Genomic DNA, 17,776 nt, shown 5'->3' on the forward strand with positions numbered 1-17,776 from the left:
AACCTGAAGGTGATTCGTTTCCGTTCCATTGGCTCGGCATTTACTTTTCGGCGCCGCCGGTAAATTGGCGTTTGAATGCGCGGGGAAAGGGGACTCGCCATTATGGAAACCCGCTGCACCGGCATTTAACGGCGGCTCGCCGCCACGCCGTGGTCGCGCAGCGGCCCCACCCGCAGGCCCATGAGCCGGCAGCGCTCCACGAGCCCGGGGAGGGCGTCGAGCGCCGATCGCCAGGAACCAGGAACGGAGGCGTGGTCGGAGTCATGCAGCAGGACGGTCGCCCCGCCGCGCAGCCCGGCCGTCACGGTGGCGAGGACCGAGCGCGCCGTGGCGGTCGCCTCCCAGTCCCGGCCCCAGTCGGTCCACAGCACGGGACGCAGCCCCAGCGCGCGGGCGGAGACCAGCGCCTCCAGGCTGAGCGCCCCGTAGGGCGGGCGGTACCAGGCCGCGCGGACCCCGCAGACCTCCCGCACCAGGGCGGCGGCGCGGCCGATCTCGGCCGTCAGCCGGCCGGGCGGGGCGATCAGGGCGTTGCCGTGCCGCCAGCCGTGCACGGCCAGCTCGTGGCCCTCGGCCACGATGCGGCGGCCCAGCCCCGGATGGCGTTCGAGCAGCTCGCCGAGGACGAAGAAGGTCGCGTGGGCGCCGAGGCGTCCCAGCTCGTCCAGGAAACGCGGGGTGGAGCCGGGATGGGGGCCGTCGTCGAAGGTGAGCGCCACGTGGCCGGGGTCACCGGCGCCGGCGAGCGCGGGCATCCGGCGACGGACCGACGGCAGCCAGGTGGCGGCCGGGGCCGCGTGCAGCAGGGACAGGCAGGCCAGCCCGAGCGGCAGGGCGAACCGGCTCATCGTCGTGCCGCTCGTCCGCCCGGGGGAGCGGGGAGGCGGCGGGTGCTCATCCTCACCGCGTCGATGGGCAGTGGCCACGACGGGGTCGCCGCCGAGCTGGCCGCGCGGCTCGCGGCCGAGGATGCCGACGCGCGGATCATCGATGTCCTCCTGCTCTTCCCGCTCCGGCTGGGACCGGCACTGCGTCATGGGTACCGCTGGATGATCCTGCGCGCCCCCTGGCTCTACGAGCTCATCTACCAGGTCTTCTTCGTGGGCAAACGGGCGCCGGGGACGTCTCCGCTCACGGTGCTCGCGGCCGGCCGCCTGCGCCGGCTCGTCCAGGACTGGCGGCCCGACGAGGTCGTCTCGACGTTCCACCTGGCCGCGCAGATCACCGGGCGGCTGCGCGAGCGCGGCGGGCTGCCGTGCCCGAGCACGGTGCTGGTCACGGACTTCGCGGTGCACCGGTTGTGGTTGCACCAGGGCAACGACCGGTACCTGTGCCCGAACCCCGACATCATTGGATATATAGCCGCATGCACCCGTCGGCCGGCGTTGCGCTGCGCGCCGGTCGTCCGTCCGGTGTTCGGGCAGGCGGTGGCCGATCCCGTACGGGTGGCCCGCGGCGTGGGCGCGGACCCCGGCGCCCGGCTCGTCCTGGTGTCGGGAGGGTCATGGGGGGCCGGGGAGATCGTCGCGACCACGCGGGCTCTGGCCCGGTCGGGGCGGTACACGCCGCTCGTGCTCTGTGGGGACAACGCGGCGCTGCGCCGCCGCCTGCGCCTGGCCGGACTGGGGCCCGCGCTCGGCTGGCGCGACGACGTCCCCGAGCTGATGGCGGCCGCGTACGCCCTGGTCGACAACGGTTCCGGCCTGACCTGCGAGGAGGCGTTCGCCGCCGGGCTGCCGGTCGTCGTCCACCGGCCGATCAGCGGCCACGGGCGCGACGGCGCGCGGGCGATGGCCGCGGCCGGGGTGAGCGCGTGCACCGGCGACGCGGCCGCGCTGCTGGAGGCGCTGGACCGCCTCGACGACGCGCGGGCGCGTGGGCGCCAGGCGGACCGCGCCTCCGCCCTGTTCGCCGCGATGCCGGCCGAGGCGGGTCTCGTCTCCTCACCGAAGGGGAGTGTTCTGGGCCTGGACGATCGGCGAGCGGGCCAGCTGGATGACGCCGTAGGCCATGCTCCCGATGCCGATCGCCTCGAACACGATCCATGAGCCGGAGCGGATGGGCTCCCCGAACAGCAGCCCGCCGTAGAGGATGCCGGCGATGGGGTCGCTGATGGTCAGCGCGGGTTGCGCGATCACCAGGGGACCGCTGTGCAGGGCGTGCTGCAGGAGGAGCAGGCTGCACAGGCCGGCCAGCACCATCGCGTACAGCTGCCAGGACCGCGGCAGCGCGCTCAGGTCCTCCTCGGCGATGGCCGTGCACCTCTTGATGAGCGTCGCGGTGAAGGCGAAGCCGATGCCCGCGGCGACGCCCAGCGCCGCGGGCCGCAGCGCCCCCTTCGCCAGGACCCCCACCGCGACCAGCGCGGCCACGACGGCGGCGGTCACGGCGGTGGCGACGATCCAGCCGATCGCGTCGGGCAGCCACCGCCCCACGTCGGGAGCCGCCGCGATGAGGAAGATCGCGAGCCCGGCCGACAGCGCGCCGATCGCCAGCCAGGTGCGCCGATCCAGGACGATGCCGAACACCATCGACAGGATGACCATGGTGAACGGCAGCTCGACCACCATGACCGGCTGGACCAGGGCGACGGCTCCGCGCGACAGCGCGGCGGCCTGGAACAGGAAGCCGCCGATCAGCGCCGTGATGCCCCACAGCCACACCGGTTTCCGCACCAGCGTCAGGATCAGGCCCGCCTGCGCTGCCGGCCCCTGCGGCACCGTCAGCGCCGCGCGGCGCTGCAGGACCGACGCGACGGCGTTGCACAGCGCCGCGAGCACCGCCAGCAGCGCGGCTGTGATCAACGGAACCCGGCGCGATCGGCCGGCCGGGCACTCCCGCGCCCGGCACGGGCGAGGGCGCGCAGCGCGACCACGGACTTCTCCTTCGTCGTCAGGGAGAGCCTGGCGGCCACCGCGCGATGGGGATCGGCCGAGATGCGGTCGAGCAGGCACCGGTAGATGCCGGCCATGGTGGCCGTGCAGGCGGCGCTGCGCGCGTCCAGCAGCGGCAGCAGGCCCATCCCGACGGTGAACCAGTCGCGCGCCCGGTCAGCCTCGAACCTGACCAGCTCGGCCAGGCGCTCCGGCGGGTCGACGAACCGGCCGGACGCGTCGACGTCCAGGGTGCAGCCGAACCGCTTGAGGTCCTCCGCGGGCAGGTAGATCCGCCCGGCCATGCGGTCCTCGCGCAGGTCGCGCAGGATGTTGGTGATTTGCAGGGCCACGCCGAGCGCGTCGGCGAGCGGCGTGGCCGCCTCGGCGTCGTCCGAGCCGAACACGCCCAGCGAGAGCCGCCCGATCGAGCCGGCGACGCACCGGCAGTAGCCGACCAGGTCCTCGAACTCCGTGTACGTCCTCCCGCGCACGTCGGCGACGCAGCCGTCCACCAGGTCGGCGAACGCGCCGAGCGGGATCGGATAACGGCGCGCGGCCTCGAACACCGCCACCAGCACGAGGTCGTGCGCCTCGGGGAGGGGCGCGCCCAGCGTCTCGCGGACCGCCGACAGCCCGGCCAGCCGCTGCCCGGCCGGGCCGTCGCCGTCGGCGATGTCGTCGATCCTGCGGGCGAGCGCGTAGACGGCACTCAGCGCACGCCGCTTGGGGACGGGGAGCAGCCGCAGACCGTACGAGAAGTTGCGGGCCTGACTGCGCATGATCTGCTCGCAGTGCCGGTACGCCTTCTTCGAATGCTCGGACATCATGGCAGCGACGGCCGTTTGCGTATTTTTCCCCATGGCATGGATGAGGGCTGTCCGCTGGCTCGTGGCGATAAACCCGAGCATCGGCCGGAAAGGGAGCCGCCGGACATGACCGGGCCATTTGTTTGTGCACGCTTGAAGAATCCCGCCACCTATTTGTGTCGCCCAGTGAATGCCCGGAGAATTTCAGGACGATCGCGGGCGGGAGGGGGCCGCGCGGTCGCTCAGGGGGCGGGGCCGCCCCCCGTCCGGCGGCGGTCGCGAACCTCGCCGCCGGGCCGGGGTGCCGCGTCCCGAAAAGATCTTGAAAGATCTTGGGGGCGGGTGTCGAAATCGGCCCGCCCCGTTCGCAGCGTAGGCAGACGGTCCGGATGCGCCGGTCCCGCGACAGGAGGTTGACGACCATGACTCTGCAGCTCGCCCACACCCGCCCGATCTCCACCCAGCGCCTGCTCCTCGGCTGCGGCGTCGTCGCCGGCCCCTTCTACGTGACGGTCGCCCTGGCCCAGGCGCTCACCCGTGAGGGCTTCGACCTGACCCGCCACCCGTGGAGCTTCCTGGCCAACGGAGAGCTCGGCTGGATCCAGACCGTCAACTTCGTCGTCACCGCCCTCGCCACCATCGCCGCGGCGGCCGGCCTGCGCCGCGCCCTGACGCCCGGACGGGGAGCCCGGTGGGCGCCGGCCCTGGTCGGCGTGTTCGGCGCCAGCATGATCGGCGCCGCGATCTTCCCCGCCGACCCCGCGATGGGCTTCCCCGCGGGGACCCCGGAGGGTCCGGGCGTCGTCACCCTGTCCGGGACCCTGCACATGGCCGTCGGCGGCGTCGGGTTCCTGTGCATGGCGGCGGCCTGCTACGTCATCGCCTCCCGGCAGGCCCGCCAGGGCCACGGCGGCTGGGCTCTGTACTCCCGCGTCACCGGCACACTGTTCCTCGGCTCGTTCGTCGGCATCGCGAGCGGGGCCGGCGCCGCCTGGACCAACCTCATGTTCGTCGCCGGCATCGTCGCGGTCTGGACCTGGCTGTCGCTGGTGTCGCTGAGCCTGTCCCGTGACGCCGCCTGACCACCCGTAACACCTCATGACGAGAAGGAGATTCACGATGCGCTACCTGGTCACGTTCAAGGCCACCGCCCAGCCCGCCGGACCGCCGCCGGCCGACCTCATGGAGGCCATCTTCAAGCTCGGTCAGGAGGCCACCGAGGCCGGGGTCCTGCTCGACAACAGCGGCCTGGCCCCCAGCTCCGAGGGCGCCAGGGTCGAGGTGAGCGGAGGCCGGCTGACCGTCAGCGACGGGCCGTTCGCCGAGGCCAAGGAGCTGATCAGCTACGCCCTGTACGAGGTCAGGAGCAAGGAGGAGGTCGTGGAATGGACCACCCGCTTCGTCAAGCTGCACCGTGACCTGTGGCCGGGATGGGAGGGCGAGTCGGACGTCCTGCGGCTGTTCGGGCCCGAGGACTTCGCCCCGCCGGCCTGACCGGGCCGCTCCACCAGGCCGGGGACATGATCCCCGGCCTGGTGGTATTCAGGACATATGACGGTAGCTGCTGCGCATCGGGCGGTGGAGGCGGTGTGGCGGATCGAGTCCGCCCGGGTCATCGCGGCTCTGGCCCGCATGGTCGGCGACATCGGACTGGCCGAGGAGCTGGCGCAGGACGCCCTGGTGGCCGCGCTCGAAGAGTGGCCGGTCAAGGGCGTGCCCGAGAATCCGGGGGCGTGGCTGACGCTCACGGCCAAGCACCGGGCCATCGACCAGTTCCGCCGCCGCGACACCTACCAGCGCAAGCTGCAGGAGATCGGCATGGACATGGAGCTCCGCCAGGAGTCGGCGCAGGCCGAGCTGGACGACGCCCTCGACGACCACATCGGCGACGACCTGCTCCGCCTGATCTTCACCGCCTGCCACCCCGCGCTCCCCGTCGAGGGCCGGCTGGCGCTCACGCTCCGCCTGCTCGGCAACCTGACCACCGCCGAGATCGCCCGCGCCTTCCTGGTCCCCGAGCCCACCGTCGGGCAGCGCATCTCGCGCGCCAAGCGCACCCTCGCCGACAAGAGGATCCCGATCGAGCTGCCGCCGCCCGCCGAGCTGCCGGCCCGGCTGGCCTCCCTCCTGGAGGTCATCTATCTGATCTTCAACGAGGGGTACGCGGCGACCGCGGGCGACGACTGGATCCGCCCGTCGCTGTGCCAGGAGGCCATGCGCCTGGGCCGCGTGCTGGCCGGGCTCATGCCGGAAGAGCCCGAGGTCCACGGCCTGCTCGCGCTCATGGAGATCCAGGCGTCGCGGCTCCCGGCCAGGACCGCCCCCGACGGCACGCCCATCCTCCTGCTCGACCAGGACCGCAGCCGCTGGGACCGGCTGCTGATCCGCCGGGGCCTGGCGGCGCTGCGCCGCGCCGAGGAGCTGGGCACGCTCGGTCCGTACGGGCTGCAGGCCGCCATCGCCGCGTGCCACGCCCGCGCGCTCACCCCGGAGGCCACCGACTGGGAGCGCATGGCCGCCCTCTACCGGCTGCTGGCCCACCTCACGCCCTCGCCGATCGTCGAGCTGAACCGGGCGGTCGCGGTCGGCATGGCGTACGGGCCCGCGCGCGGCCTGGAGATCGCCGACGGCCTCCGGGACGAGCGCGCCCTGCGGGGGTACGCGCATCTGCCCGCCGTACGCGGGGACCTGCTGGCCAAGCTGGGGCGGGCCGAGGAGGCGAGCGCCGAGTTCCGGCGCGCGGCCGAGCTGACCAGGAACGCCCGCGAGCGCGACCTGTTCCTGGACCGCGCCGCCGCACTCGGCGCCCGCCTGGCCTGAGCGCGCGGATTTGACACCGGCCTTCGACGGCTATTGACAGCCGCCATCCCGGCGATGACACTTTGGTCGAAACACCGCGGAAATGTTATGGCCATAAATGTTAGCGCTAACAAGTCGGTTTTACAGCGACATATGTTAGCGCTAACAATCATCTCCTTCATCGCCTGGCACCGCGCTGCCTCGCCGCACATGAAAGGCACATCATGGGTTTCTGGTCCTTGCGCCATTGGCGGCGGACGGCCCTCACCGTCGCCTCCTCGGCGGCGCTCGTCGTCACCGCGCTGGTCGCCGTGCCATCAGGCACCGCACAGGCGGCCGGCACATCGTCCTGCGACATCTACGCGAACGGCGGCACGCCGTGCGTCGCCGCGCACAGCACCACCCGCGCCCTCTTCGGCTCCTACAACGGGCCGCTCTACCAGGTGCGGCGCTGGTCCGACGGCGCGACCGCCAACATCGGCGTGCTCAGCGCCGGCGGTTACGCGAACGCCGCCACCCAGGACTCCTTCTGCTCGGGCACGTACTGCACGATCGTCCGCGTCTACGACCAGACCTCGCGCCACAACGACCTCACGATCGCCCCGGGCGGCGGCGCCAACCCCACGGCCGACCAGGGCGCGAACGCGGCGGCCCTGCCCGTGACGGCGGGCGGCCACAAGGTCTACGGCATCTACATGTCGGCGGGCAACGGCTACCGCAACAACGCGACGAACGGCGTCGCCACCGGCAGCCAGCCCGAGGGCATGTACATGGTGACCGAGGGCACGCACGTCAACGACCGGTGCTGCTTCGACTACGGCAACGCCGAGACGAACAACATGGACACCGGCAACGGCGACATGGACGCGATCTACTTCGGCACGCTCTGCTGGTTCTCGCCGTGCGCGGGCGGGCCGCGCGTCGCGGCCGACCTGGAGAACGGGCTGTTCGCCGGCGGCAACGGCTCCTGGACCGCGAACACCGGCCGCAGCTCCGCGTTCGTGACGGCCATGCTGAAGAACAACGGCACCTCGACGTACGCCATCAAGGACGGCAACGCCCAGTCCGGCGGCCTGGCGACCCGGTACGACGGACCGCTGCCCACCCAGGCGGGCTACCGCCCGATGACCAAGCAGGGCGCCATCATCCTCGGCATCGGCGGCGACAACAGCAACGGCTCCGTCGGCTCGTTCTTCGAGGGCGTCATGACCAGCGGCTATCCGAGCGACGCCACGGAGAACGCCGTGCAGGCCAACATCGTCTCCGTCGGCTACAGCAAGAGCGTCACCTTCCCCGTGAACGGGGCCACCTACCGGATCACGAACCTCGCCAGCGGCAAGGTGCTCGACGCGGTCAACTGCGGCACGGCCAACGGCACGCAGATCGACCAGTGGCAGGCGCTCGGCAACGCCTGCCAGCAGTGGCGCTTCACCAGCGTCGGCGCGAACAAGTGGACGATCACCAACGTCAACGCCGGCAAGGTGCTCGACGCGGTCAACTGCGGGCTGGCCCTCGGCACGGCCGTCAACCTGTGGCAGCCGCTCGGCAACCTCTGCCAGCAGTGGGCGGTCGTGCCCGCGGGCAACGGGCGGTACGAGCTCGTGGTGGAGAACAGCGGCATGGTGCTCGACAACCAGAACTGCGGCACGGCGAACGGCACGCCGGTCCGGTTGTGGATGTGGCTCAACAACACCTGCCAGCTCTGGTCGATCGCACCGTAGAGCCGGCCCGCTCGCTCCGGCTCCTCCTCGACGGCCGCGCGGCCGTCGAGGAGGAGCGCCCCATAACCGACATCGAATACAAATCACCACATATGACAATTTAGCCTTCGAGCTTTGCTGTTCTCTTAGAGTGCCCGAGATTGCGATTCCGGCGATGGCGGGAATGTAGGAATCGATCACTATATGCGGCGCTTGGCCGTCCATTCTCTGGTGATCAGTTCTCATTCGTTCGCCATTGAGGATCGACGGGAAAGTCATGCCGGAAAACCGACGCGGCGCCATGCTGGCCGCCGCGATATGCACGATGTTGAGCGCCATGGGCGGCACGGCCGCGTACGCCGAGAGCGCCGTCCAGCCCGAGACCCGGCTCGTCCAGCAGCCGGAGCTCAGCACGCCGTCTTCGAGCAAGGACACGCCCGGCGGGTCGGCCGCCGTCCCGGTGCCCGGCAAGCGGGTCTGCGGCCCCCCTTACATCACCGGCGACCCCGACCTCGGGCCGACCGTCCTGCCGAGAACCGGCTATCTGGGGGCGATCCTGCACGGCTACGTGCCGCTGGGCGGCCTCGCCCCGCAGCACTTCCTCGCCCGCTACTGGGACTACGACATGCGCAACTACCGTTTCCCGCCCGACTCCGGCTTCGGCCGTTCCGGCAACTACCCGAACGGCCGGCTGCTGCTCAAGACGACCACCCTGCAGCCCGGCATGAAGCTCGACCGGTTCGGCAGCAACGCGGGCTCGTTCCTGGCACCGATGGGCGACCTGTTCATCAGGCGCGGACTGCCGCCGCGGAACCTGAACACCAGCTCCGCGGCCCCCATGAACCTGTGCAACTATCACGCGTTCGTAGTGAGAACCGCGTTCGGCGTCGAGGTGGGCCCGGCCGCTCCCGCGTTCCAGATGCCGGGCGGCGGCACGCAGTATCACGTGATCAGCAGACTCGTCCCCGGGTTCCCGCAGACGAACGACGAGGTGCCGGTGAGCGTCCTGGTGGCCAGGGGGTTCCTGGAGGAGTTCAATCCGTTCGCGTCCGTCGATCTCGTGACCGCCGTCAAGTGAACCGGCAGGGCCCCCGCCGACCTCCGGTCGGCAGGGGCCCCTGACGTCGACCCGGCCGCGGCTGATGCCCCAGAATCACGCTGTGCGCCTCATCCTGAGGTCCGCCCTGGCCGGGGCCGCGGTGGCGTTCGCGCTGCTGCTGCTCCTCCACTGGCCGACCCGTGACTCGGACTCCGAGCTCAAGCTGCTGTCGGCGTTCGCGCTCGCGCCCTTCCCGCTCAGCCTGGTGGCCGCGTGGCTGGCCCGCCTGTCTCCTTGGCCGCTCGTGGGGATGCTGGCGCCGTTCGCCATGCTGGCGGTCGCCTTCCTCCAGCCGGACTACGGCTCCTGGATGCCCGACGGGAACCTCCCGCTCTACCTCTTCGTCGCCGTACCCGCGACGATCGGCTTCGTGGTCACCGCCCTGATCTGCGCCTGGCTCATGAGTGAGGCCAAGGCGACCGGGTGAGGTTCAACAGTTCGGGGGCTCGGTCCGTCTACAGGGGGACGGAACGAGGAAAGGTTGGATCTTGGAGGATGACTCCAGGTTCGAGAGCTTCGTGGCGGATCGCGCCGACGCGTTGCTGCGCTACGGCTACGTGCTCAGCGGCAACGCCCACGACGCGGCCGATCTGACGCAGGAGGCGCTGATCAGGCTGCACCGGGCCTGGCCCCGCGTACGGCGCAAGCAGGACCCCGAGGCGTACACCCGCACGATCATGGCCAGGCTGCACATCAGCGTCTGGCGGCGTCGCAGGCGGGAGCACCTGTTCGGCGAGGTGCCCGACGCACCCGTACGCCATGACCTGCTGCCGTCCGAGGCGGAGCAGGGGCTGTGGGAGGCGCTGAAGGGGCTGCCGCGCAAGCAGCGGACCGTGCTCGTCCTGCGTTACTACGAGGACCTGGCGGACGAGGAGATCGCCCGGGTGCTCGGGATCTCGCGCGGGACGGTGCGCAGCCACGCCTCCCTGGGTCTCGGCAAGCTGCGTTCCGCCCTGTCGCACGACCGCCGCGAGGCCGAGGAGGGCGTTTCATGATGATGACCGAGGACGAGCGGGTGGAGGGCCTGCTGCGGAGCACGCTCCGGCACGCGGCCGAGGACGCGCCGCAGTCGCCGGCCGGGCTGCCGGGGCGGGTCGTGGCGCGGTCGCGGGGCAGACGGCGGGACCGGATGCGGATGCTGGCGGCGGTGGGGGGCGCGGCGGCGGCCGTGGCTGTCGTGACGACCGGGCTGGGCGGTGGCGGCGGAGGGGACGTGGCCACCGGCGTTCTCCGGCCCGTGCCGTCCGCCGGTGTGCACGCGTCCGACCGCGAGATCGGGCTGGAGGGCAAGCCGCCGCTGGGCGACCGGCTGGTCGTGGACGACCCGGCGCTCGGCGGGACCATGGAGCTCTGGTACGCGCGGCGCTCCGACGGCGCACTGGCCTTCTGCCGGCTGTACCGGAACAGGACGGGCGGGTCGTCGTCCTCCTGCAACGCCGGGCCGGTCAGCGGGGATACGTCGTTCGAAGGAACCACCGAGTCGTGGCCGCCGCCCGAGGAGACGCTGTACTTCGGCGCGGCCGGCGACCAGGTCGCGGGGGTGAACGCCGTCTCGGCCACGGGACAAAGGACGCCCGGGCAGATCACACGTCCGGCCGGCGCGCCCCGGGCCATCTGGACGGTCACCCTGCCCGCCTCGACCCGGGTGACGGGCTTCGAGTTCACCGACGCGCGGGGCCTGACGGTGGCCACGGCGACGCACACGCCGCTGACCGTGCCGGAGGCGACGGCCGAGCCGGTCGGGACGGTGCTGCGGCTGGGCGGCGGGCTGAGCGCCAACGTGTTCGACGTCCCCGACCGCACTCTGATCTGGCGGCTGGACGGGGATCCGGTGGCCGCCGACCTCGTACGCGCCAAGGATCTCCTGCGCGACCTGGGCGGGGGGAGGATCCCGGTGCTGCTGCACGAGCGCGAGCGCCGCTGGTTCGGCGTCGTGGCGGACGTGCGGACGACCGAGGTCGAGCTGGTCTTCCCGGACGGGCGCAGGGCGGCCGCCACGACCAGGAAGGACCCGTGGGGGATCGGCGTGCGGCTGTTCGCGGGCCGGCACGGGCGCGACGGCGACATCTACGGGAAGGGCTTCGAGGTCGTCGGGTACGACGCCGCCGGCCGGGAGCTCTGGCGCGAGCCCTACGCCCCGACCGTGGGCCGATGAGCGGGCCGATGAGTGGGCACGATCAGTCGAGGATGTGCTCGGTGGCGCGGGCGTAGCGGGCGCGGATCTCGGGGACGGCCTCGCCGTCGTACGTGGCCGTCTCCTCCGCCCCCCGCCACTCCGGCGTGGTCAGCAGCGTCGCCGCCTGGTAGGCGGCCCCGTCGGCGACGTACTCGGCGGGGGGCGGCACGGTGACGGGCACGCCGAAGACGGTCGGCGCGATGCGCCGGACGGCCTCCGAGCGGGCGGCGCCGCCGATCATGAGCACCCGTTCGGGCCGCGTGCGCAGCGCGTCGAGGGCGTCGGCGAGGCCGCACAGCATGCCCTCGACGGCCGCGCGGGCCAGGTGGGCGGGGGTGGCGGTGGCCAGCGTCAGCCCGTGGACCGAGCCGGTGGCGGTGGGGCGGTTGGGGGTGCGCTCGCCTTCGAGGTAGGGCACCAGGGTCAGCCCGCCGGCCCCGGCGGGGGCCTGGAGCGCGAGGTCGCTCAGCTCGCCGAGGCCGACGCCGGCGATGCGGGCGGCGGCGTCGAGGACGCGGGCGGCGTTGAGCGTGCACACCAGCGGCAGGAAGCGGCCCGTCGCGTCGGCGAACCCCGCCACCGCGCCCGTCGGGTCGGCGCTGGGCTGCTCGGCGACCGCGAAGGCGGTGCCCGAGGTGCCGAGCGAGACCACGACGTCGCCGGGGCGGGCGCCCACGCCGAGCGCGGCGGCCATGTTGTCGCCAGTGCCGGGCGCGAGCAGGACACCGCCGTCGTAGGCCCGGTCGGTGGGACCGAGCACGCGGGGCAGCAGCGGCGTCGCCCCGAAGGCGGCCTTCAGCAGGTCGGTGCGGTAGGAGCCGGTGAACGGCGACCAGTAGCCGGTGCCGGAGGCGTCGCCCCGGTCGGTGGTGAGCGCGTCGAGGGGCGCGAGCGGCGCGTCCGCCCAGCCCTCGCGGGAGAACGGGACGCCGGAGGCGAGCGCGCCGGCCAGCCGCCAGGTCAGCCAGTCGTGGGGGAGGCAGACGGCGGCGGTGCGGCGGGCGTTGTCGGGCTCGTGCTCGGCCAGCCACCGCAGCTTGGTGATCGTGAACGACGCCACCGGCACCGAGCCGACCGCGTCGGCCCACGCCTGGGGGCCGCCCAGCTCGGTGGTGAGGTCGGCGGCGGCCCGGGCGGAGCGGGTGTCGTTCCAGAGCAGGGCATCGCGTACGACATTTCCGGACTCGTCCAGGCAGACCATGCCGTGCTGCTGCCCGCCCACGCTGACGGCCGCGACCCCGTCGAGCCCGCCGGCGCCCTCCAGGGCCTCCAGCAGCGCCGCCCACCAGTGCGACGGGTGGACCTCCGTGCCCTCGGGATGCCGGGCCCGGCCCTCGCGGACCAGCGCGCCCGTCTCCGCGTCACGGATGACGACTTTGCAACTCTGCGTCGAAGAATCGACCCCGGCGACCAGCGTCACTCACGGACTCCTTGTCGGGCGCAAGCTGGATCAGACGCGACAAATGGTAACCCCGCCGTGCCGTTTTCGCCCGTCCCCTCCCCCTGCGATCAGGCGGTCACAAGCCCGAGGGATCGCGTCCGACGCTGATCTCCTCGGCGATCTTGCGGATCTCCGTCACCTCAAGGCCGGGGGCCTTGGGCAGGCCGCGCAGCAGCGCCTCCATGACCACGGGCACGGGCTGGCCGGCGAACCGCCCCGCGATGCCGTGGACCGCCAGGAACAGCGCCTTCTCTGAGTGGTGCATCGGCCTCTCCTCGCTCGGGTACCGGGAGAACGCTACGGCCTCGGCCCGACACTTCGCGCGCTACCTCCGCCGTGTGTCCCGCCGGGAGACGACACGATCGCGGTGCAGATCGACTCAAGCGCCGCGACCTGGCCCGGCTCCAGCACGTCGAACAAGGTCCGCCTGACCTCCTCCACGTGGCCGGGAGCGGCGGCGGCGAGCGCGGCGTACCCGTCGTCGGTCAGGACGGCGAGCAGGCCGCGGCCGTCGGCCGGGCAGCGCTCGCGGCGCACCCAGCCGCGCTCCTCCAGTCGCGCCACGGCGTGCGACAGCCGGCTCTGCGAGCTGCCGGCCCGGCTGGCCAGCTCACTCATGCGCAGCGTGCGCTCGGGAGCCTCGGACAGGCGCACGAGGATCTCGTAGTAGGCGTGCGGCATGCCCGCGTCGCGCTGGAGCTGCCGGTCCAGCGTCTCCTGGACGTGCCGGGTGGCCGCCAGGAACGCGCGCCAGGTCCGCTGCTCGTCCTCGTCCAGCCATCGGGTCGTCATCGTCACCCTCCCATTTTAGTTGAACTCTCATATACTTAAGGCGAGACACCCGCGAAAGGGGATCATCATGCCGGTCCAGCGCCTCAACCACGCCGTCCTGTACGTCCGCGACGTCGAGCGCAGCGTCGCCTTCTACCGCGAGGCCCTCGGCTTCGAGGTCGTCATGAGCATGCGCGGCGCCGCCTTCCTCCAGGCGCCGGGCTCCACCAACGACCACGACCTCGGCCTGTTCCAGATCGGCGCGGACGCCGCGCCGTCCGGCGCCGGGCGCACCTCCGTCGGGCTCTACCACCTGGCCTGGGAGGTGGACACGCTCGACGAGCTGGAGCGGATCGCGGCCCGGCTGAGCGAGCTGGACGCGCTGGTCGGCGCCTCCGACCACGGCTCCACCAAGGCGCTGTACGCCAAGGACCCCGACGGGCTGGAGTTCGAGGTGTCCTGGCTGGTGCCGGCCGCGCTGCTGACCGACGACATCCTCGCCGCCCGCTCCCGCATCAGGCCGCTCGACCTCGCCGCCGACAAGGAGCGCTTCGGCGCCCGGACGCGCGGCGGCGTGGGGGTCTCCGTCCCGGCCTGAACGGTCGCCGCGCCCCCGGCTGGGTTACCGTGGTGTTGACCCCTTTCTCGCCGCGGGGAGCCGTCATGCCAAGCGATCCTGATCATGTGCTCGACGCCATCGACGGTGTCGTCGAGGAATGGGAGACGCTGAGCGCCGACGCCATGCGCTGGGCGCCTCCCGAGAGCAAGAGCCCCGACCTCATGACCGAGGTGTCCGAGATCATCGGGCCGCTCGTCAACGCGTTCTCGCAGGCGTTGCGGCCGGTCAGCGACGCGTTCGAGCGGGCGCTGACCGCCGCCTTCGACGACGGGCACGACGAGGACGACGACGCGGGCCGCCCGGCCTGACCCGCCCAGCCCGCTCAGGCGCGCCTGCGCCGGGCGCGGCGCGGGTAGTTCTTGGCGGTCTCGGCCAGCCGGGCCGAGTGCTCGGCCTGCTTGCGCCAGTGCCCGTAGGCGTCGCCGCGCTGCGCCAGCCGGTCGAGCTCGCGCATGGTCGTCAGCGGGATGAAGGCCGGCTCGGCGTCCCGCCACGGCGTGCCGGGCAGCGGCATGAACGTGTGCGTGTGGATGCGCGCGCCCAGCTCGGCCAGGTCGGCGGCGAGCCGGAGCGAGGCGGCCTGGTCGGCCTCGTCCTCGCCGGGCATGCCGAAGATGAAGTCGACGTTGGGCCGGAAGCCGTGCTCGACCGCGATGCGGACCGCGTCGCGCACCGGTGAGGTGTCGTGGCCGCGCCCGGAGGCGGCCAGCACCTTGTCCGAGCCCGACTGGGCCCCGATGATCAGGTTGTCGTTGGCGACGTACCGCTTGAGCAGGCGCATCGCCTCCGGCGTCACATGCTCGGGCCGCACCTCCGACGGGAAGCTGCCGAAGAAGACCCGGCCGTGCGGCGGCAGCTCCTCCTTCACCCCCGCCAGCAGCTCCTCCACCGCGCCGAGGTCGGGGTCGGGGCCGGGGGAGCCGTACGACAGCGACGTGGGCGTGATGAACCGGATGTCCTTCAGCCCGCGCTCCACCATGCCCCGGACGTGCTCGCGCACGCTCGCCACCGACCGGTGCCGGAACTGGCCGCCGAACATGAACGGCGTCTGACAGAAGCGGCAGGTGTAACGGCACCCACGCGTGATCTCGATGGGTCCGTTCCTGCCCACGAAGGACGGGAACGCGTCCAGCGGGAGCTGCGGCGCGGGCCGGGTGCGGAGCGCGACCCCGTCGGCGTCCCTGATCGCCAGGCCGGGCACGGTGGTGAGCGGCGCGTCCTCGCGCAGCGCCCGGACCAGCGCGATGATCGTGGACTCGCCCTCGCCGATGCCCGCGAGGTCCCAGCCGGCGTCGATGACCTGCTGCGGCTCGGCCGTGGCGTGCACGCCGCCCGCGATGTGCAGGCCGCGCCCGCCGCTCAGCTCCTTGACCACGGCGAGCTCGGCGGCCATGGCCTCGGCGTCCGGCGAGTAGAACGACCAGAGCGTGAGCACGCGGTCGGCCCCGGTGTCCCTGATGTGCCCGGCGGTCTCCTCGGGGGTGGTGCCGAGCCGCAGCTCGTGCTCGACCTGCGCGGTCTCCAGCGCGGCGAGCAGCGCGTGCACGCCGTACGTCACCGCCTTGCGATAACGCACCACCACGCTCACTGCCCTGGCCACGCACCGCAGGGTAGCAGCGGGGCCGCTAGACTCGCGGGCATGATCCGACGACATTGATGACTCACGGCCGCAGGCCCGCGCGGGGCGCGCGGACCTCCGGGGCGACGAGCTCCCGGAGATCCTGTTCGTCCTGCTGGAGGGCCTCATGCTCGTCTTCAAGCTGTACGCCTATGCGTTCTTAGGCGAATTCATCCTGCTCTACCCGGTCTACACGCTGCTGTTCGCCGACGCCGGGGTGTCCGTCGCCGAGGCATCCGTGCTGTTCGTCATCTGGTCGGTGACGGGCATGGTGCTGGAGGTCCCGTCCGGGGCCTGGGCCGACACCGTGTCGAGGCGGCTGCTGCTGTTCCTCGGCCCGCTGCTGGCCGGGGCCGGTTACGCCCTGTGGGTCTCGGTCCCGTCCTTCTGGGCCTTCGCCGCCGGGTTCGTGCTGTGGGGGGCGCAGGGCGCCCTCGTGTCCGGCTCCTACGAGGCCCTGGCGTACGAGGAGCTGCAGCGCCGGGGCCAGGAAGACCGCTACGCCGCCGTCATGGGCCGGGCGGAGGCCGCCGGGCTCGTGGCCAACGCCCTCGCCATCGGGCTGGCGGTGCCCGTCTTCGCGGCCGGCGGCTACGCCGTCGTCGGCGCGGCCAGCGTGGCGGCCTGCGTCCTCTGCGCGGTCACGGCGCTGACGCTGCCCGAGCACCGCGCCCCGCGCGCGGCCGGGGAGGAGGGCTATCTCGCGGTCCTGCGTTCGGGGCTCGCCGCGGCGCGCGCCGATCGCGCGGTGCTGCGGGCGCTGCTGCTGGTCGCCGTCGTCACGGCGATCTGGGGCGCGCTGGAGGAGTACATCCCGTTCCTGGGCGTCGAGACCGGCGTCGCGCAGAGCACCGTGCCTCTGCTGGTGCTCGTCGTCTGGATCGGGGCCACGGCCGGCGGGCTGCTGGCCGGGGTCGCGGCGCGGCTGCCCGACCGGGCCTACGGCCTCACCGTCGCGGCGGCGGCCGTCGCCCTCGCGGCCGGGGCGCTGAGCGGGCATCCGGCCGGGTTCGTGCTGATCGCCGTGGCGTTCGGCGCGTTCCAGCTCGCCGGGGTGGTGGCCGACGCCCGGCTGCAGGACCGGATCGGCGGGGCGGCCAGGGCCACCGTCACGTCGGTGGCCGGGCTCGGCGTGAACGTGATCACGCTAGCCGTCTACGCCGGCTACGGCGCGGTCTCCGGGCGGCTGTCGAACGGGGCCGCGTTCGCGTTGTTCGCGGTGCCGTACCTGGTGGTCGCCGTGCTGGCCGGCCGCAGGGAGCGGGTCGTCGCTCAGTAGCGCGACGGGATCCGCTTGGGCAGCGGCGGCGGCGCGGGCGTCTCCTCCTCCGGCTGCGGGGGAGGGGGCGCCTCCGGCGCGGCCGGCCGGGCCCGCCACCGGGACGGGAAGGCGGAGGCGGCCAGCAGCACGCACCCGGCGGCCGGCGCGCCGAAGCTCACCAGTTGTTCGACGGCGGCCAGGTACGCGCTGAGCACTTGCCCGCCGGCCAGGTACATGCCGGGCGCCCGGAGCCAGCTCAGGTCGAGCCGGGCCGGCTCCGCGACCGCGAGCCCGGTCAGGGCGAGGCCGGGCAGCAGCGAGGCGAGCGGGGAGAGCCGCGATCCGGAAAGGACGCCGACCAGAAGCGCCGCGCCCGCGAACGCGGCGAGCGGCAGCCAGTCGGGAGCGACGCGAAGCTGGACGTGACCGTACGCGAAACCCGCCGCCACGAGCGGCGTGGCCAGCAGTCCCGCGCCGGCGCCGAGAAGATGACGAACACCACTGCGCACCGACAACACCTCCAGCCCCGGGACATTACCGGCCCACCTCGGCGTTCGCCTTTAAGGCGGGAGATGTCACCTTTTGAACCAGGACCAAAAAGCCGCCATAA

Annotated in this window: 20 protein-coding genes; 12 read left to right on the top strand and 8 right to left on the bottom strand. The window is 72.7% G+C overall.

What is annotated here, in order from left to right:
• Window positions 1–125 precede the first annotated feature (125 nt).
• Window positions 126–848 (bottom strand): polysaccharide deacetylase family protein, encoded by a 723-nt coding sequence (locus AC27IY_RS48135; RefSeq protein ID WP_487182010.1) that lies wholly within the window; start codon window positions 846–848, stop codon window positions 126–128.
• A 42-nt stretch (window positions 849–890) separates the two neighbouring features.
• Here AC27IY_RS48135 and AC27IY_RS48140 point away from each other — a divergent pair, with 42 nt between their 5' ends.
• A complete protein-coding gene (locus AC27IY_RS48140) occupies window positions 891–2,048 on the top strand; it encodes an MGDG synthase family glycosyltransferase (RefSeq protein WP_487182011.1) in 1,158 nt (385 codons plus the stop codon).
• On the opposite strand, the gene AC27IY_RS48145 is transcribed toward AC27IY_RS48140, so the two are convergent.
• Window positions 1,944–2,804: a DMT family transporter gene (locus AC27IY_RS48145; RefSeq protein ID WP_487182012.1), complete on the bottom strand. Its 861-nt coding sequence runs from the start codon at window positions 2,802–2,804 to the stop codon at window positions 1,944–1,946. The two genes, AC27IY_RS48140 and AC27IY_RS48145, sit on opposite strands and share 105 nt — an antisense overlap.
• On the bottom strand, window positions 2,801–3,703 hold the full coding sequence (locus AC27IY_RS48150) for a phytoene/squalene synthase family protein (RefSeq protein WP_487182013.1): 903 nt from the start codon (window positions 3,701–3,703) through the stop codon (window positions 2,801–2,803). Before AC27IY_RS48150 ends, AC27IY_RS48145 begins: the two co-directional genes overlap by 4 nt.
• Before the next feature lie 401 nt (window positions 3,704–4,104).
• On the opposite strand from AC27IY_RS48150, the gene AC27IY_RS48155 reads away from it, so the two are divergent.
• The 8 genes from AC27IY_RS48155 (at window position 4,105) to AC27IY_RS48190 (ending at window position 11,435) form a co-directional block, all read left to right on the top strand.
• Window positions 4,105–4,764 carry a DUF998 domain-containing protein gene (locus AC27IY_RS48155; protein ID WP_487182014.1) on the top strand — a complete coding sequence of 220 codons (660 nt, stop codon included), beginning with the start codon at window positions 4,105–4,107 and terminating at the stop codon, window positions 4,762–4,764.
• A gap of 37 nt (window positions 4,765–4,801) precedes the next feature.
• Window positions 4,802–5,176 carry a YciI family protein gene (locus AC27IY_RS48160; RefSeq protein ID WP_344208680.1) on the top strand — a complete coding sequence of 125 codons (375 nt, stop codon included), beginning with the start codon at window positions 4,802–4,804 and terminating at the stop codon, window positions 5,174–5,176.
• Between the two features lie 57 nt (window positions 5,177–5,233).
• Entirely contained in the window at window positions 5,234–6,502 is a 1,269-nt protein-coding gene (locus AC27IY_RS48165) for an RNA polymerase sigma factor (RefSeq protein ID WP_487182015.1), read from the top strand.
• A gap of 203 nt (window positions 6,503–6,705) precedes the next feature.
• A complete protein-coding gene (locus AC27IY_RS48170; protein WP_487182016.1) occupies window positions 6,706–8,202 on the top strand; it encodes an arabinofuranosidase catalytic domain-containing protein in 1,497 nt (498 codons plus the stop codon).
• Between the two features lie 256 nt (window positions 8,203–8,458).
• Entirely contained in the window at window positions 8,459–9,259 is an 801-nt protein-coding gene (locus AC27IY_RS48175) for a TNT domain-containing protein (RefSeq protein ID WP_487182017.1), read from the top strand.
• 82 nt (window positions 9,260–9,341) lie between these two features.
• Complete coding sequence (locus AC27IY_RS48180) at window positions 9,342–9,707, top strand: hypothetical protein (RefSeq protein WP_487182018.1); 366 nt, start codon at window positions 9,342–9,344, stop codon at window positions 9,705–9,707.
• Between the two features lie 61 nt (window positions 9,708–9,768).
• Entirely contained in the window at window positions 9,769–10,275 is a 507-nt protein-coding gene (locus AC27IY_RS48185) for a SigE family RNA polymerase sigma factor (protein ID WP_423451485.1), read from the top strand.
• The gene (locus tag AC27IY_RS48190) at window positions 10,272–11,435 is read left to right on the top strand and encodes a hypothetical protein (RefSeq protein ID WP_487182019.1); all 1,164 of its coding nucleotides are present in this window, start codon (window positions 10,272–10,274) and stop codon (window positions 11,433–11,435) included. Before AC27IY_RS48185 ends, AC27IY_RS48190 begins: the two co-directional genes overlap by 4 nt.
• A 22-nt stretch (window positions 11,436–11,457) precedes the next feature.
• Here AC27IY_RS48190 and AC27IY_RS48195 read toward each other — a convergent pair whose 3' ends face one another.
• From AC27IY_RS48195 to AC27IY_RS48205, 3 genes are all read right to left on the bottom strand, one after another.
• Window positions 11,458–12,876: a xylulokinase gene (locus tag AC27IY_RS48195; protein ID WP_487182020.1), complete on the bottom strand. Its 1,419-nt coding sequence runs from the start codon at window positions 12,874–12,876 to the stop codon at window positions 11,458–11,460.
• 97 nt (window positions 12,877–12,973) lie between these two features.
• Window positions 12,974–13,162: a hypothetical protein gene (locus tag AC27IY_RS48200; protein ID WP_329587413.1), complete on the bottom strand. Its 189-nt coding sequence runs from the start codon at window positions 13,160–13,162 to the stop codon at window positions 12,974–12,976.
• Window positions 13,163–13,194: 32 nt separating this feature from the next.
• On the bottom strand, window positions 13,195–13,689 hold the full coding sequence (locus tag AC27IY_RS48205; RefSeq protein WP_423451646.1) for a MarR family winged helix-turn-helix transcriptional regulator: 495 nt from the start codon (window positions 13,687–13,689) through the stop codon (window positions 13,195–13,197).
• Window positions 13,690–13,756: 67 nt separating this feature from the next.
• On the opposite strand from AC27IY_RS48205, the gene AC27IY_RS48210 reads away from it, so the two are divergent.
• Window positions 13,757–14,266, top strand: coding sequence for a VOC family protein (locus AC27IY_RS48210; RefSeq protein ID WP_423477963.1), 510 nt, complete (start codon window positions 13,757–13,759; stop codon window positions 14,264–14,266).
• Between the two features lie 65 nt (window positions 14,267–14,331).
• A complete protein-coding gene (locus AC27IY_RS48215; protein WP_344208661.1) occupies window positions 14,332–14,595 on the top strand; it encodes a hypothetical protein in 264 nt (87 codons plus the stop codon).
• 14 nt (window positions 14,596–14,609) lie between these two features.
• Here the strand turns inward: AC27IY_RS48215 and AC27IY_RS48220 are convergent, their stop codons facing one another.
• On the bottom strand, window positions 14,610–15,887 hold the full coding sequence (locus tag AC27IY_RS48220) for a TIGR04013 family B12-binding domain/radical SAM domain-containing protein (protein ID WP_487182021.1): 1,278 nt from the start codon (window positions 15,885–15,887) through the stop codon (window positions 14,610–14,612).
• 145 nt (window positions 15,888–16,032) lie between these two features.
• Between AC27IY_RS48220 and AC27IY_RS48225 the strand changes: the two genes are divergently transcribed.
• A complete protein-coding gene (locus AC27IY_RS48225) occupies window positions 16,033–17,184 on the top strand; it encodes an MFS transporter (RefSeq protein WP_487182022.1) in 1,152 nt (383 codons plus the stop codon).
• On the opposite strand, the gene AC27IY_RS48230 is transcribed toward AC27IY_RS48225, so the two are convergent.
• On the bottom strand, window positions 17,178–17,675 hold the full coding sequence (locus AC27IY_RS48230; protein WP_487182023.1) for a hypothetical protein: 498 nt from the start codon (window positions 17,673–17,675) through the stop codon (window positions 17,178–17,180). The two genes, AC27IY_RS48225 and AC27IY_RS48230, sit on opposite strands and share 7 nt — an antisense overlap.
• Between the last annotated feature and the right edge of the window lie 101 nt (window positions 17,676–17,776).

It is taken from the genome of Nonomuraea sp. B208 (genome assembly GCF_057536035.1).